Here is a 14,436-nt window from a genome sequence, read left to right as displayed (position 1 = left end):
ATCCTGATGCCAGGACCGTAGAGCGGTTGAGAGCATGACATCCATGCTGCGAGCCGCTGAAGACACCCGGACATCAGGTCGTACGGCGCCGCCCATGTGGGTGGTGGTCGCCCTCGCGTGCGCCGGACAGTTCCTCGTCGTGCTCGACGTCTCCGTCGTCAACGTGGCGTTGCCGTCCATGCGGACCGACCTGGGGCTGAGCACGGCCGGCCTGCAGTGGGTGGTGAACGCGTACGCGATCGCCTTCGCCGGGTTCATGCTGCTCGGCGGGCGGGCCGGTGATCTGTACGGGCGCAAGCGGATGTTCCTGGTCGGGCTCGCGCTGTTCACGCTGGCCTCGGTGGGCGGCGGGCTCGCCCAGGAGGGCCCGCAGCTGCTGGTCGCGCGGGCCGTGCAGGGGTTGGGGGCCGCGGTGCTCGCCCCCTCGACGCTGACGATTCTCACCTCGGCCGTCCCGGAGGGCGCCGCACGGGCGCGGGCCATCGCGACCTGGACCGCGGTCGGCGCCGGGGGCGGCGCGGCGGGCGGGCTGGTCGGCGGACTGCTGGTGGACGGGCTGTCCTGGCGGTGGGTCCTGCTGATCAACGTGCCGATCGGCGCGGTGGTGCTGGCCGGCGCCGCACGATGGCTCGCGGAGAGCCGGGCGGGGAACGGGCGGCGGCTCGATCTGCCGGGCGCGCTGCTGGTGACGGCGGGGCTCGCGATCCTCGCGTACGGGATCGTGCAGACCGAGGCGGAGGGGTGGGCGGCGGCCGCGACCCTCGTACCGCTGTGCGCCGGGCTCGCGCTGATCGGCCTCTTCCTCCTCGTCGAGGCCCGCACCAAGGCGCCGCTGATGCCGTTGAAACTGTTCGGTGTGCGGGCGGTGTCCTCGGCCAACGCGGCCATGTTCCTCTGCGGCTCAGCGATGTTCTGCATGTGGTACTTCATGACGCTGTACGCGCAGAACGTGCTCGACTACTCGCCGCTCGGCGCCGGGGTCGCGCTGGTGCCGAGCGCGCTGGCCGTGGTCCTCGGATCGAAGCTCGCGCCGCGGCTCATGCGGGTGGCCGGGGCGCGCACCGTCGCGGTCGTCGGGACGCTGGTCGCCGCGGCGGGCTTCGGCTGGCAGTCGACGATGACGGCCGACGGGACGTATCTCAACGCCATTATGTTCCCGGGCGTCCTGATGATGCTGGGCGCGGGCCTCGCCGCGACCCCACTCGCCGCGCTCGCCACCTCGGGCGCCGCTCCGGAGGACGCCGGCCTGGTGTCGGGCCTGGTCAACACCTCCCGCACGATGGGCGGTTCACTCGGACTCGCCGTCATGTCGACCATCGCGGCGGCCCGTACGGGGAGCGGCTCGTCGGGGGAGGCACTGACGGCGGGGTACGCGCTGGCCTTCCGCACGGGAGGGGTCGTACTGCTCGTCGGGACGGTGCTGATGCTGCTGTGGCTGCCGGGACGGACGTCCGCGTCGGCGACGAAGTGACGCGGGAGGGGGCGGGGGCGCGGGGCCCGGCTCCGAGGCTAAAGCCACCCCTGCCGGCGGGCCTCCCGCATCGCCTCCATGCGGTTGCGGGTGCCTGTCTTGCCGATCGCGGAGGAGAGGTAGTTGCGGACGGTGGACTCGGAGAGGTGGAGCTTCGCGGCGATGTCGGCGACGGTGGCGCCGTCCACCGAGGCTTTCAGTACGTCGCATTCACGGGTGGTGAGCGGATTGGGTCCGGCGCTCAGCGCGGCCGCGGCGAGCGCCGGATCGATCACGGTCTCGCCGGTCAGCACCCGCCGGATCGCCTCGGCCAGTTCCTCCACGGGCCCGTCCTTCACCAGGAACCCCGCGGCGCCCGCCTCCATGGCGCGCCGCAGATACCCGGGCCGTCCGAAGGTGGTGAGGATCAACACCCGGCAGTCGGGCGCCTGTTCGCGCAGTTCGGCGGCGGCGTCCAGTCCGCTCATGCCGGGGAGTTCGATGTCCAGCAGGGCCACGTCCGGCCGGTGCGTCAGCGCGGCGTCCACGATGGCGTCGCCCGCCGCCACCTGGGCGACGACCTCGATGTCCGGTTCCAGCCCCAGCAGCAGGGCGAGCGCGCCCCGCATCATGCGCTGATCCTCGGCGAGCAGGACGCGCACGGACTTCGCGGGGCGGTGGTCCTGCGGCATCTCGTTCACCGGGCAAGCGTATGCCGCGGGGGTGCGTTCTCCCGGCGTGCGTGCGTGGGGTGGGGCGGGCGCGGAGCGCACCGGTCTGCTTCGCGGCGGGCGGCCCGGTCTGCTTCGGCCTGGGGACGGCCCGGTCTGCTTCGGCCCGGGGGCGAGCCTCCGGTGCCGTGCTGCCTCCCGGCGCCGGTCACGCCGCTCACGCCGCTCACGCTCACGCCCGTTGTCCGGAGGTTCCTCTCGGCTCCGCCAGGTCCGTCAACTCGCTGTCTTCCACGGGAAGCTCAGCCATGACCGTGAAGCCGCCACGGGTACCCGGTCCCGCCTCCAGGGAGCCGCCCGCCGTGGCGAGGCGTTCGGTGAGGCCCTTCAAGCCGGTACCGGCGGTACCGCCGACGCCGTCGATGCAGTCCACGGGGCGCTGGATGGAGACGCCGGTGCCGTTGTCGGTGATGGTCAGGCGGACGCGTTCGGGGGTGCCGGCGAGGGTGATCTCGCAGTGGGTCGCGCCGCTGTGCCGGACGACGTTGGTGACCGCCTCGCGGAGCACCCAGCCGAGGAGGGCCTCGGTCTGGGGGGCGAGGGGCGGGCCGGACTGCCGTACCACCGGGTCGACCCCCACCGCGGACAGCGCGGAGCGGGCGCGGTCCAGTTCCGTGGCGAGGCTGCCCTCGCGGTAGCCGGTGACCGCCTCGCGGATCTCGGTCAGGGCCTGGCGGCCGACCGACTCGATGTCCGTGACTTGGACGAGGGCCGCCTCCAGGTCCCGGTGGGCGAGCCGCCGGGCCGCCTCCGACTTCACCACGATCACCGACAGGGTGTGGCCGAGCAGGTCGTGCAGATCGCGGGAGAAACGCAGGCGTTCCTGCTCGACGGCACGCCGGGCCAGCTCCTCGCGGGCCGCGCGCAGTTCCCGTACCGCTTCGGCGAGGGAGAGGATCGCGGCTGTCACCATGGTGGACAGGAAGGTGCCGTACGCGATGTTGACCGCGTCCCAGCCGTCCCGGACGGCGGAGACGACACCCGCCAGCGCGCTCAGGCCGAGACCGGCCCTGCCGAGCCACGGGCCGCGCAGGATCGCCCCCGTCGCCAGGCCCAGCAGGGGGAAGAACAGCAGCCAGCTGCCGCCGTAGCCGATGGCGAGAACGCAGGTCACCGCGGCCATCAGGGCGAGCGCCAGGCGGGTGGAGCGGGCCTCGCGGGCCTCCTTCACGAAGGCGCGGAACACGACGTAGATGTAGAGGGAGTTGAAGGCGAGCAGGCCCAGGCCGCCGATCCAGGGGTTGGGGGTCTTGCCCTGGAAGAGGTTGGAGAAGGCGCCCATGCCCATCAGAAGCCAGGGCAGCAGGGTGAAGCCGGTGGGCGGCGGGCCCGGGTTCTCGGGCCGCTTCCCGGTCCTGCTCGCGGTCAGCTGGTCATCCTTGAACCTCTTCCTGTCACCCTTCCACTGCCGCCGTGCCTCCCCCCACGCGTCCATCCGGCAAGTCGCGCCGCGTATCCATGACATCTCTGCGCTCCAGTCTCCGCTCCCGGTTCAGACGGACCGCGCGGCCCTGCGGTACGAGACCACAGCGTACGAACCGAAGGCCAGCAGCCAGCCGGTGAGGACCGTGACCGCGGCGAGCGTCGGCGCGCCACCGTCGGCGACGGACGTGCCGAGCTCGGCGAACCGGTTCGTGGGGGTGTAGGCGGACAGGGACCGCAGCCAGCCGGGGAAGAGGTCGAGCGGGAACCACAGGCCGCCCACCACCGAGAGCCCCAGGTTGCACACCATGTTCGCGACCCCGGTCGCCTGCGCGGTCAGCCGGTAGCCGTTGCCGAGGCCGAGCAGCGTGAAGGGGACCGAACCGAGCCACAGCAGCACCGCGATCGCGGCCCACTGCCAGACGTCCAGCCGTACGCCGTTGACCAGACCGCCCGCCGCCAGCACCGCGGCGATCGCGGGCAGCACGGTCACCGAGCCGGTCAGCGCCCGCCCCAGCACCACCTCGCGCGGTGTCATCGGTGTCACCCGTAGCTGCCGCAGCCAGCCGATGACCTTGTCCTCGGCGACCCCGCCCCCGGTGTTCAGGGCCGAGCCCACCGCGCCGTACGCGGCCATGCCGACCATGGACGCGGTCTTCCAGCCGCCGTCGTCACCGCCACCGAGGTTGGTGAAGAGGAGGTACATCATCACCGGCATCGCGATGCCGCCGATCACGAAGCCGGTGTCGCGCAGCGTCCGGCGCACTTCGAGCCGCAGATAGTCCAGCATCACACCGTCTCCGAAACGCTTGAAAGACCGCTTGAGGGATCACTTGAGGGAACGCTTGAGGGAACGCTTGAGGGAACGCTTGAGGGAACGCTTGAGGGAACGCTTGAGGGAACGCTTGAGGGATCACGCGAAGTGAGTGCCAGGAACGCTTCGTCCAGCGACGCGGGTGCGACCTCCAGGCCGCGTATCGCCCCCAGTCCGGCCAGCGCGATCACCGTCGCGTCCGAGTCGTCCGTCCGCAGCCGGGCCCGGTCCCCGCGCACCTCCACGCAGACCACGCCGGGCAGCAGCGCCAGGCCCTCCGTGCCGCGTCCCGCGAGGTCGAAGGAGACCAGATTGCCGCCCACCGCCCGCTTGAGCCGCTCCCCGGTGCCGTCGGCGACGATCCGGCCGCGATCGATGACGACGATCCGGTCGGCGTGCGCGTCGGCCTCCTCCAGGTAGTGCGTGGAGAACAGGACGGTGTGGCCGCGGCGGGCGTACGCCCGCATCGAGTCCCAGAACGCGTGCCGTGCCTCCACGTCCAGCGCGGCGGTCGGCTCGTCGAGCACGATCAGCTCGGGGTTCCCGGCGAGTGCCACCGCGAACCGCACGCGCTGTGCCTGCCCGCCGGACAGCCGGTCGACGCGTCGCCCCGCCAGCTCCTCGATGCCCGCCAGCCGCAGCGCGTCGGCGACCGGCAGCGGCGCCGGATAGCGGCCCGCGACGAACGAGACCAGCTCCCGGACGGTGACGCGGGGCACCGGCCGCGCCTCCTGCAACATCGCGCCGACCCGCCCGGCGCGCACCGCCTCCTCCGGGCGCCCGCCGAACAGCGCGACCGATCCCTCGTCGGGCTCGTCCAGGCCGAGCAGCAACGAGATCGTCGTCGACTTGCCCGCGCCGTTGCGCCCGAGCAGCGCGACCGTCTCACCCCGCGCCATGTCGAGGTCCACTCCATCGACGGCGCGCACCGCGCCGAACGTCTTGACCGCCCCCGTGAAGGACACCGCCGGCGGCCTCCCAGTTGTCTTCGTCATGGGTACGACGTTAGGGATCGGGGGCCGGGGTCCGGCAGATGCGCTTGTACGGGATCGGGCGGGACAAATGTCATGGGCGCACACCCGGAGCCGCACGGGATCTGACATGCCGTCAGGAGTCTTCACAAGTACTGGGCGCTGGGCTATACAGGGGGTCGCCGGACTGGAACGCGTTCTAGAGGACTGTCAGGGGCGGGTTCCGTGGCCCAGTGTCGACCTCGGTGCGGCCGACGGTGCGGACGGTCGCGCCGAGGTCTCTCGCGCTAGTGATCAGGAGCCCCATGCCCATTGACGCCGCCAAGGCCGTCGCCGCCGAGCCCCGCAGCGGCGAGATCACCTGGGATCGCAAGGACGTCCAGCTCTATCACCTGGGCCTCGGCGCGGGCGTCCCCGCGACCGACCCCGACGAGCTGCGCTACACCCTCGAATCCAGGCTGCACGTCCTGCCGAGCTTCGCGACCGTCGCGGGCGCGGGCTCACCGGGCGTGATCAGCGGCCTGTCCATGCCCGGAGTCGATGTCGACCTCGCCCGCGTCCTGCACGGCGGCCAGCGCGTCGAACTGCACCGCCCGATCCCGGTCGAGGGCAAGGCCGTGGCCACAGGGCGCATCGCCGCCGTGTACGACAAGGGCAAGGCCGCGGTCCTGGTCATGCGCACCGAGGTCGCCGACGCCGAGGGTCCGTTGTGGACGAACGACGCCCAGATCTTCGTACGGGGAGAAGGGGGGTGGGGCGGCGACAGGGGTCCGTCCACGCGCCTCGAACCGCCGACGGGCGAGCCCGACCGGACCGTCGAGCGGCCGATCCGCGAGGACCAGGCCCTCCTCTACCGGCTCTCCGGTGACCTCAACCCGCTGCACGCCGACCCCGAGTTCGCCAAGCTCGCCGGGTTCGACCGGCCGATCCTGCACGGGCTGTGCACCTACGGGATGACGCTCAAGGCGGTCGTCGACACGCTGCTCGGCGGGGACGTGACGCGCGTCCGCTCGTACACCACGCGTTTCGCCGGTGTCGTCTTCCCCGGCGAGACCCTGCGCATCCGGATGTGGCAGGGCGGTGGCAGTGGCGGGGTCCGGGTGGCGGTGAGCGCGGTCGAACGGGGCGACGCGCCGGTGCTGGCCGACACGATCGTCGAACACTCCTGAGCCCAGCACGAGCACGAGCAGTACGAGTACTACGAGTACTACGAGTACTACGAGTACTACGAGTACTACGAGTACGTCCGAGGGGATTTCCGAGGGGAGCCGCACCATGCGCGCAGCCGTACAGCACGAGATAGGTCAGGACAAGCTCGACGTCGTCGACGACATCGAGGCGGTGGGCTTCGGGCCGGGCAGGGTGCGGATCCGGGTACGGGCCACGGGGCTGTGCCACTCGGACCTGTCCGCGATGAGTGGCGTGCTGCCGCAGCCCGCGCCGTTCGTGCCCGGTCACGAGGGCGCGGGCGAGATCCTCGAGGTCGGCGAAGGCGTCACCCACCTCAAGCCCGGTGACCGGGTCGTCGTCTGCTGGCTGCCGGCCTGCGGCTCCTGTCCGGCCTGCAAGCGCGGCCAGAGCCAGCTGTGCCTGGCCGGGTTCATGAACGCCGGCACACCCAACTTCAAGCGGCCCGCCGGAGATGTCTTCGGCTTCGCCGGGACCGGAACCTTCACGGAAGAGGTGGTGGTCGACGCGGCCTCCGCCGTACCGATCCCGGACGACGTGCCCTTCGACATCGCGGCCCTCATCGGCTGCGGGGTCACCACCGGACTCGGCGCCGCGCTCAACACCGCGGACGTGGAAGCCGGTTCGTCGGTCGCCGTGATCGGCTGCGGCGGCGTCGGCATCTCCGCGATCCAGGGCGCGCGGCTCAAGGGCGCCGCCGAGATCGTCGCCGTCGACCCGGTCGACTCGCGCCGCGAGGCCGCGCTCAAGTTCGGTGCCACGAAGGCGGTTTCGCCGGACGAGCTGCCCGACGCCAAGCAGCAGATCACCGGCGGCGAGGGCTTCGACTACGTCTTCGAGGTCGTCGGCCGCTCCGCCACCGCCCGCACCGCCTACGAGAACACCCGCCGTGGCGGCACCCTGGTCATCGTCGGCGTGGGCGCCATGGACGACTTTCTCCAGCTCAACATGTTCGAGCTGTTCTTCGACGAGAAGCGGATCCTGCCCTCGATGTACGGCGGCGGCGACGTCCTGCGTTCGTACGAGCGGACCGTCGCCCTGTGGCGCGCGGGCCGCATCGACCTGGAGAGCCTGATCACCCACCGGGTGCCGCTGGCCGGGATCAACGAGGCCCTCGACCAGATGCGGACGGGTGTCGCGCTGCGTACGTGCATCGAGATGTGATCCGCCAACTCTCCTGACCGGAAGGGTCCTTGATGTCACTGCCACTTGAGGGGCTCACCGCGATCGTCACCGGCGCGGGCCGCGGACTCGGCCGGGCCGAGGCACTGGAACTGGGCCGGCTCGGCGCGGCCGTCGTCGTCAACGACTACGGGCAGCCCGGGCGGGACGGCTCCGGCGAGGCGTCCGCCACGCCCGCCGAGCAGGCCGCCGCCGAGATCCGTGCCGCGGGCGGCCGCGCCGTCGCCCATACCGGGGACGTCTCCGACCACGAACAGGCCCGCGCACTCGTCCAGTTGGCGGTGGACGAGTTCGGGAAACTCGACATCCTGGTCAACAACGCGGGCATCCTGCGCGACCGGATGATCTTCTCGATGTCCGAGGGCGAGTGGGACTCGGTCATCAAGGTCCATCTGAAAGGCCACTTCAACACGACCCACTTCGCCTCCGCGCACTGGCGGGCGCGGTCCAAGGCGGCGGACGGGCCGGTGTACGGGCGGATCGTGAACACCTCGTCGGAGGCGTACCTCGCGGGCTCGGCGGGACAGCCCAACTACGCCGCGGCGAAAGGCGGGATCGTCGGCCTGACGACCTCGACCGCCCTCGCCCTCGCGAAGTACGGCGTGACGGCGAACGTCATCTGCCCACGCGCCCGGACCCGGATGACGGAGGATGTGTTCGCCGGTTTCGCGGAGCCCGACGGGGGGCTCGACGAGGGACTGGATCCGCTCGCGCCCGAGCATGTCGCCCCGCTCGTCGGCTACTTGGCCTCACCCGCGGCCGCGCACGTCAACGGACAGCTGCTCGTCGTACACGGCGGTATGGTCGCGATCGTCGAACGGCCACGGGTGGCCGCCAAGTTCGACACCAAGCAGGACGCCTTCACCTACGACGAACTCGACGGGCTGCTCACCCCGCACTACGCGCAGCGCCCGCGCGGCGAGACGTTCGCGGCAGCGGAGGTGCTGGCACTCAAGCACGCTCGGGAGGGCTCTCCCGGCTGAGGACGCGTCTACAGAGAACGGCCCCGCTCGCCTTCTTGGGGGAGTGGGGCCGTATCGCTGGTGCGGTCGGACGTACTGTCAGGCCGACGTGTCCGGCTGGCCGGAGGGCTGGCCGGACGGCTTGCGGTGACGGCCATGAGGGGTCGCCTCGTAGTCCTGACCGGAGACCGGGTTGTCCTGACCGGAGACCGGCCCCCGGTGCTTGCCGTGACCCGCGGCCTCCTGGGTGTCGGCGACCGGCGGTTCCATGGTGCTGGCGCTGTTCATGTGAATGTCTTCACCCCGTTTAACAAGATCCTAACTTTGCAGCCGGGGGAGTCTAACCGGTGGTCACGACAGGGCTGCGGGCGGGCGGCTTCTCCTCGCCCCCGCCGCCCTCGCTGCCCCTGCCCGGTCCCGTCCCCTGGAGGACCCGCTCCCAGCCCCCTCGATCGGCCTGGGGGACCCGCACCCAAACCCCCGGATTGGTCTGAGGGACCCGCTCCCAGCCCCCCGGATTGCCCGGGACGGCCCCGTCCTCGATGGCCCGACGGGCCGGAGGCAGGAGCCGTCCCTTCAAAGGCGCCTGTTGGAGCGGTACGGGGCGAGCGGCGACCGGTTCCGGGCGAGCGGCGACCAGTTCCCGGCGCGCGGCGACCAGCTCGGGGCGAGCGGTGACCTGCTCCGGGGGACGCGGATCGCCGAGGTCCGCGTCCCCCGTCACGGCCCCCGTCGCCGCCCCCGCGGGCGCCTCCACCCTCGCCAGGCCGCACGGCACCGCCCCCGTCGCGTACGGCAGATGGAGCGCCCCCTCCCTGGTCCACAGGCCGGTGCCCGCCAACCACCCCTCGGGCGCCGGGAGATGGTGGACGTGGCGCTCGGCGGGCCGCCACACGCCCACCCAGGTGCCGGCCGGGCCGTCGATGCGCAGGGCCACCGCGCAGCTCTCCGGCGTCAGCACCTGCCCCGGCTGGATCGCGAACGGCGTCACCACACAGTCCGTCGCGTGCAGGCACTCCGGGAAACGGACCGGCAGCGTGCTCCCCAGCACGCCCCAGCCCACCCGCTCGTGCCCCGGTGACGGCGCGTCCGAGCGGATCAGCAGCAGCCCGCTGTCGGCGTCCGCGAGCAGCAGCCGGTCGTTGCTGTCCTCGGAGATCTGCAGCAGCGGCGACATCTCGCCGCCGCGCTCCAGGTCGACGACCACCGTCTTGGTCCGGCCGCCCTGACAGCGGTCCAGGGCCAGCAGGCGTCCGGTGCCGTCCAGCCATACGCCGCCCGTGCAGCGGCCCGGCAGCTCGGCCAGGTGCTCGGGACCGAAGGCGCCGCCCGCCACCAGCCACACCGCCGTGGATGCCTGGCCCACGGCGAGGGCGTACGCGCTCTCGCCGTCCGGCGCGGGCGGCAGCAGCCGCAGTTCGGTGCCCTCGTCCGGGCACTCCACCGCGCCGAGCGGCAGTTCGCCGGTGCCCGGCCCGGTCGGGTACAGCAGCGAGAAGGCGTGCCTGGTGCCCGCCAGGCGGTGGATCAGCACCCGCCCGTCGGCCATCGGGAGCACCTCGGTACCGGGCTCCTCCGGCTGGTGGGACGGCAGCGGCACGGCGTACGGCTCGGGGCCGTCCAGCGTCCAACGCTCCGGGAACCAGGACAAGCCGTCGAGCGCGAGGCGTGCCGCGTAGGCTCCGTCCGCGGTGATCACGCACGCGGGGCGGGCGGCCCGCTCCCGCTCGTGATCCGCCGCGCGCTGGGTCGCACAGGCCGTCATCGTTCGGTCACCTCCGGCCACGAAGCTAGTTTTCGCACGCACAGACGTGGGACCGACGGGCTGCGGCGTCACACATAAGGGTGGCCAAATCGCGATTCGCCTGAGGGAACGGGGGCGGATGTGCTGGGCGGGGCGGAGAGCAGCCGACGGCGGACGGTTCCGATTCCTCCACGAAGATCACCGCAACCATCAATTGAGCAACCACGACGGCGGCCGACCACATCCGCGAGAGCGGCGGCGGTTTAGCCGCAAAGCACAGCCAGGTAGCCTTTGCTCGTGCCCCGTCTGTCTGAAGTCATCGCCGCGCTCGACGCCCTCTGGCCCCCCGAGAGGGCCGAGGGATGGGACGCGGTCGGCACGGTCTGCGGCGACCCGGACCAGGAGGTCACGCGCGTCCTGTTCGCCGTCGACCCGGTCCAGGACATCGTCGAAGAGGCGATGAAGCTGGGCGCCGACCTGCTGGTCACCCACCACCCGCTCTATCTGCGCGGCACGACGACGGTCGCGGCCGACACCTTCAAGGGCCGGGTCGTCCACACCCTGATCAAGAACGACATCGCGCTGCACGTCGCGCACACCAACGCCGACCGCGCCGATCCGGGAGTCTCGGACGCCCTCGCGGGCGCGCTCGACCTGCGCGTCGTACGCCCCCTGGTGCCGGACCCGACCGACCCGGACGGCCGCCGCGGCCTCGGCCGCGTCTGTGAGCTGGACCACCCGCTGACCGTCCGTGAACTCGCCGCGCGCGCCGCCGAGCGGCTGCCGGCGACCGCGCAGGGCATCCGCGTCGCGGGCGACCCCGACGCGCTGGTGCGGACCGTGGCCGTCAGCGGCGGCTCCGGCGACGGCCTCTTCGACGACGTGCGCGCCGCGGGCGTCGACGCCTTCCTCACCGCGGACCTGCGCCACCACCCGGCATCCGAGGCCCGCGCCCACAGTCCTCTCGCGCTGCTCGACGCGGCGCACTGGGCCACCGAATGGCCCTGGTGCGAGCTGGCCGCCGCCCAGCTCGACGAGATTTCCGACCGCCAGCGATGGGACCTCAGGGTCCACGTCTCGAAGGCGGTCACCGACCCCTGGACCGCCCACGCGGCCTCCACCATCACACCTGCAGGAGCCCCCAACTGAACGCCGCGCCCGCTGACCAGATCCGTCTTCTCGACGTCCAGGACCTCGACGTACGCCTGCAGCAGCTCGCGCACAAGCGGAGGTCGCTTCCCGAGCACGCCGAGATCGAGTCGCTGAACAAGGACCTCACGCAGCTGCGTGACCTGCTCGTCGCCGCGACGACCGAGGAGAGCGACTGCGCCCGCGAGCAGATCAAGGCGGAGCAGGACGTCGACCAGGTGCGCCAGCGCGCCGCCCGCGACCAGAAGCGCCTCGACTCGGGTGCCGTGTCGTCCCCCAAGGACCTGGAGAACCTCCAGCGCGAGATCACCTCCCTCGCCAAGCGGCAGGGCGACCTGGAGGACGTCGTCCTCGAGGTCATGGAGCGCCGCGAGTCCGCGCAGGAGCGGGTCGCCGAGCTGACCGAGCGGGTCTCCTCCGTACAGTCGAAGATCGACGACGCCACGGGCCGGCGGGATGCCGCGTTCGAGTCCCTCGACGGCGAGACGGCGTCCGTGACCAAGGAGCGCGAGGTCATCGCGGCCACCGTCCCCGCCGACCTGCTGAAGCTCTACGACAAGCTGCGCCAGCAGCAGGGCGGCGTCGGTGCGGCCAAGCTCTACCAGCGCCGCTGCGAGGGCTGCCGCCTGGAGCTCAACATCACCGAGGTCAACGAGGTGAAGGCGGCCTCCCCGGACACGGTGCTGCGCTGCGAGAACTGCCGCCGCATCCTGGTGCGCACGTCCGAGTCCGGCCTGTAAGGGGCTTGTCGCGTGCGGGAGTTCATCGTCGAGGCCGACGGCGGTTCCCGGGGCAACCCGGGGCCCGCGGGGTACGGCTCCGTGGTCATCGACGCGGCCACGGGGGAGACGCTGGCGGAGGCCGCCGAGTACATCGGCATCGCCACCAACAATGTCGCCGAGTACCGGGGCCTGGTGGCCGGCCTTCGCGCGGCCCACGAACTGGACCCGACCGCCAGGGTCCGGGTCCGGATGGACTCCAAGCTCGTCGTCGAGCAGATGTCGGGCCGCTGGAAGATCAAACACCCCGACATGAAGCCGCTCGCGGCGGAGGCCTCCCGCGTCTACCCGCCCACCCAGGTCACCTACGAGTGGATCCCACGCGAGCAGAACAAGCACGCGGACCGGCTGGCCAACGAGGCGATGGACGCCGGTAAGCGCGGCGAGCAGTGGTCGCTGTCGGGGTCGACGGCGGAGCTGGACACCGAGCCGAGACGTGTGCCCGGGGACGCGGCGGCAGGCGCGGCAAAGGCGCGGGCGGCGCTGAAGGCGCCGGGTCCTGGAGAGCCCCGCGAGGGGCGCGGGGCTGTGACATCTGCGGCTCCGCCGCGTGGGCGCGACCAGCCCCCACGGACCCGCAGCCTGACGGCTTCCGAAAACGACGTAGCCGATGCACGGGCCGCGCAGAACGTGGCCACGACCACACCGACCGTGGGCTGGGGCGCACCCCCCGACCTCGGCGCCCCCACCACCTTCGTACTGCTGCGCCACGGCGAGACCCCCCTCACCCCCCAGAAGCGCTTCTCGGGCAGCGGCGGAAGCGATCCGTCGCTGTCGGACGTAGGCCGGCAACAGGCCGAGCGGGTCGCCACGGCACTGGCCGCGCGCGGGACGATCCAGGCGATCGTGTCGTCGCCGCTGACCCGGACCAGGGAGACCGCGGGGGCCGTCGCCGCCCGCCTCGGGCTCGACGTGGTCGTCGAGGACGGGCTGCGCGAGACGGACTTCGGCGCCTGGGAGGGGCTGACGTTCGGCGAGGCGCGGGAGCGCTACCCGGACGATCTGAACGCCTGGCTCGCCTCCCCGAAGGCGGAGCCGACCGGCGGCGGCGAGAGCTTCGCGGCGACCGCCCGCCGTATCGCCACCACCCGCGACAAGCTCATCGCCGCGTACGCGGGCCGCACCGTCCTCCTCGTCACCCACGTCGGCCCGATCAAGTCGCTCGTACGCCTCGCGATCGGCGCCCCGCCGGAGTCCCTGTTCCGCATGGAGCTCTCCGCTGCGTCCCTGTCGGCGGTGGCGTACTACGCGGACGGCAACGCGAGCCTGCGCCTCTTCAACGACACATCCCACCTGCGCTGAGCCCAGCCGCCCAGCCGCCCAGCCGCCCGGGCGGCCGGTCGCCCGGGCGCTCAGTTGCGCAGCGCCGCCGCCGCTCGCGCCAGGGCCTCGATCCGCCCCCAGTCCCGCGCGGCGATGGCGTCGTCGGGGAGCATCCAACTCCCGCCCACGCACCCGACGTTGGGCAGGGCCAGATACTCCGGCGCGCAGGTGGGGCTGATGCCCCCCGTCGGGCAGAACCGTGCCTGCGGAAGCGGTCCGGCCAGCGACCTGAGATACGCCGTCCCGCCCGCCGCCTGAGCCGGGAAGAACTTCATCTCCCGTACCCCGCGCTCCAGCAGTGCCACCACCTCCGACGTCGTGGACACCCCCGGCAGGAACGGCACCCCGGACGCCTTCATGGCGGTGAGCAGTACGTCCGTCCAGCCCGGGCTGACCAGAAAACGGGCCCCGGCGGCCACACACTGGTCCACCTGCTCCGGCGACAGGACGGTGCCCGCGCCGACCACCGCGTCCGGCACCTCCGCCGCGATCGCCCGGATCGCGTCCAGCGCGGCGCCCGTACGCAGGGTCACCTCGATGGCGGGCAGCCCGCCCGCGACCAGCGCCCGTGCCAGCGGCACGGCATCCGCGGCGTCCGTGAGCACGGCGACCGGCATGACGGGCGCGAGATCCAGCACGGAGGCGGACGGGGACATGGGTGTGGACGTGGGCAGCGGCGAAGTCATGCTCCGCATCCTGCCCGGGGTGTGCAGCATGCGCA

Annotated in this window: 13 protein-coding genes and 1 pseudogene; 7 read left to right on the top strand and 7 right to left on the bottom strand. The window is 72.3% G+C overall.

Going from position 1 to position 14,436, the window contains the following annotated elements; all coding sequences use genetic code 11:
- Positions 1 to 34: 34 nt before the first annotated feature.
- Positions 35 to 1,471: an MFS transporter gene (locus tag AB0D57_RS27755; protein WP_362078532.1), complete on the top strand. Its 1,437-nt coding sequence runs from the start codon at positions 35 to 37 to the stop codon at positions 1,469 to 1,471.
- 38 nt (positions 1,472 to 1,509) lie between these two features.
- Here AB0D57_RS27755 and AB0D57_RS27750 read toward each other — a convergent pair whose 3' ends face one another.
- From AB0D57_RS27750 to AB0D57_RS27735, 4 genes are all read right to left on the bottom strand, one after another.
- On the bottom strand, positions 1,510 to 2,142 hold the full coding sequence (locus AB0D57_RS27750; RefSeq protein WP_362078635.1) for a response regulator transcription factor: 633 nt from the start codon (positions 2,140 to 2,142) through the stop codon (positions 1,510 to 1,512).
- Between the two features lie 211 nt (positions 2,143 to 2,353).
- Positions 2,354 to 3,646 (bottom strand): sensor histidine kinase, encoded by a 1,293-nt coding sequence (locus AB0D57_RS27745; RefSeq protein WP_362078527.1) that lies wholly within the window; start codon positions 3,644 to 3,646, stop codon positions 2,354 to 2,356.
- 27 nt (positions 3,647 to 3,673) lie between these two features.
- Positions 3,674 to 4,393 carry an ABC transporter permease gene (locus AB0D57_RS27740; protein WP_362078524.1) on the bottom strand — a complete coding sequence of 240 codons (720 nt, stop codon included), beginning with the start codon at positions 4,391 to 4,393 and terminating at the stop codon, positions 3,674 to 3,676.
- Entirely contained in the window at positions 4,393 to 5,412 is a 1,020-nt protein-coding gene (locus AB0D57_RS27735) for an ABC transporter ATP-binding protein (RefSeq protein ID WP_362078521.1), read from the bottom strand. Before AB0D57_RS27735 ends, AB0D57_RS27740 begins: the two co-directional genes overlap by 1 nt.
- Positions 5,413 to 5,693: 281 nt before the next feature.
- Between AB0D57_RS27735 and AB0D57_RS27730 the strand changes: the two genes are divergently transcribed.
- From AB0D57_RS27730 to AB0D57_RS27720, 3 genes are all read left to right on the top strand, one after another.
- A complete protein-coding gene (locus AB0D57_RS27730) occupies positions 5,694 to 6,557 on the top strand; it encodes a MaoC/PaaZ C-terminal domain-containing protein (protein WP_362078518.1) in 864 nt (287 codons plus the stop codon).
- A gap of 106 nt (positions 6,558 to 6,663) precedes the next feature.
- Entirely contained in the window at positions 6,664 to 7,740 is a 1,077-nt protein-coding gene (locus AB0D57_RS27725) for a Zn-dependent alcohol dehydrogenase (RefSeq protein WP_362078515.1), read from the top strand.
- Positions 7,741 to 7,772: 32 nt separating this feature from the next.
- Positions 7,773 to 8,741, top strand: a complete 969-nt coding sequence (locus AB0D57_RS27720; RefSeq protein WP_362078512.1) for a 3-oxoacyl-ACP reductase — start codon at positions 7,773 to 7,775, stop codon at positions 8,739 to 8,741.
- A gap of 78 nt (positions 8,742 to 8,819) precedes the next feature.
- Here the strand turns inward: AB0D57_RS27720 and AB0D57_RS27715 are convergent, their stop codons facing one another.
- Together AB0D57_RS27715 and AB0D57_RS27710 are read right to left on the bottom strand one after the other, a co-directional pair.
- The gene (locus tag AB0D57_RS27715; RefSeq protein WP_362078509.1) at positions 8,820 to 9,008 is read right to left on the bottom strand and encodes a hypothetical protein; all 189 of its coding nucleotides are present in this window, start codon (positions 9,006 to 9,008) and stop codon (positions 8,820 to 8,822) included.
- Between the two features lie 277 nt (positions 9,009 to 9,285).
- Positions 9,286 to 10,485 (bottom strand): annotated as a pseudogene (locus tag AB0D57_RS27710) (hypothetical protein); the annotation flags it as partial.
- 276 nt (positions 10,486 to 10,761) lie between these two features.
- Between AB0D57_RS27710 and AB0D57_RS27705 the strand changes: the two are divergent.
- From AB0D57_RS27705 to AB0D57_RS27695, 3 genes are read left to right on the top strand one after another with little or no spacing between them, the layout of a single operon-like run.
- Positions 10,762 to 11,613, top strand: a complete 852-nt coding sequence (locus AB0D57_RS27705; protein WP_362078506.1) for a Nif3-like dinuclear metal center hexameric protein — start codon at positions 10,762 to 10,764, stop codon at positions 11,611 to 11,613.
- Positions 11,610 to 12,353 carry a C4-type zinc ribbon domain-containing protein gene (locus AB0D57_RS27700; RefSeq protein WP_362078631.1) on the top strand — a complete coding sequence of 248 codons (744 nt, stop codon included), beginning with the start codon at positions 11,610 to 11,612 and terminating at the stop codon, positions 12,351 to 12,353. Before AB0D57_RS27705 ends, AB0D57_RS27700 begins: the two co-directional genes overlap by 4 nt.
- Positions 12,354 to 12,365: 12 nt before the next feature.
- Complete coding sequence (locus AB0D57_RS27695; RefSeq protein ID WP_362078503.1) at positions 12,366 to 13,694, top strand: bifunctional RNase H/acid phosphatase; 1,329 nt, start codon at positions 12,366 to 12,368, stop codon at positions 13,692 to 13,694.
- A gap of 50 nt (positions 13,695 to 13,744) precedes the next feature.
- Here the strand turns inward: AB0D57_RS27695 and eda are convergent, their stop codons facing one another.
- The gene (eda, locus tag AB0D57_RS27690) at positions 13,745 to 14,401 is read right to left on the bottom strand and encodes a bifunctional 4-hydroxy-2-oxoglutarate aldolase/2-dehydro-3-deoxy-phosphogluconate aldolase (protein WP_362078500.1); all 657 of its coding nucleotides are present in this window, start codon (positions 14,399 to 14,401) and stop codon (positions 13,745 to 13,747) included.
- Positions 14,402 to 14,436 lie beyond the last annotated feature (35 nt).

Source organism: Streptomyces sp. NPDC048275 (genome assembly GCF_040652275.1).
Taxonomy (GTDB): Bacteria; Actinomycetota; Actinomycetes; order Streptomycetales; family Streptomycetaceae; genus Streptomyces.
The sequence above is the reverse complement of the archived record's forward strand: the minus strand, read 5'-3'. Positions and strand labels throughout refer to the sequence as shown.

Bases quoted from the DNA above. Each gene is read 5' to 3' on its own strand.
- AB0D57_RS27745 (WP_362078527.1), bottom strand. From the start codon at position 3,646: ATGTCATGGATACGCGGCGCGACTTGCCGGATGGACGCGTGGGGGGAG.
- AB0D57_RS27720 (WP_362078512.1), top strand. From the start codon at position 7,773: ATGTCACTGCCACTTGAGGGGCTCACCGCGATCGTCACCGGCGCGGGC.
- AB0D57_RS27715 (WP_362078509.1), bottom strand. From the start codon at position 9,008: ATGAACAGCGCCAGCACCATGGAACCGCCGGTCGCCGACACCCAGGAG.
- AB0D57_RS27740 (WP_362078524.1), bottom strand. From the start codon at position 4,393: ATGCTGGACTATCTGCGGCTCGAAGTGCGCCGGACGCTGCGCGACACC.
- AB0D57_RS27725 (WP_362078515.1), top strand. From the start codon at position 6,664: ATGCGCGCAGCCGTACAGCACGAGATAGGTCAGGACAAGCTCGACGTC.
- AB0D57_RS27755 (WP_362078532.1), top strand. From the start codon at position 35: ATGACATCCATGCTGCGAGCCGCTGAAGACACCCGGACATCAGGTCGT.
- AB0D57_RS27735 (WP_362078521.1), bottom strand. From the start codon at position 5,412: ATGACGAAGACAACTGGGAGGCCGCCGGCGGTGTCCTTCACGGGGGCG.
- AB0D57_RS27750 (WP_362078635.1), bottom strand. From the start codon at position 2,142: ATGCCGCAGGACCACCGCCCCGCGAAGTCCGTGCGCGTCCTGCTCGCC.
- eda (WP_362078500.1), bottom strand. From the start codon at position 14,401: ATGACTTCGCCGCTGCCCACGTCCACACCCATGTCCCCGTCCGCCTCC.
- AB0D57_RS27730 (WP_362078518.1), top strand. From the start codon at position 5,694: ATGCCCATTGACGCCGCCAAGGCCGTCGCCGCCGAGCCCCGCAGCGGC.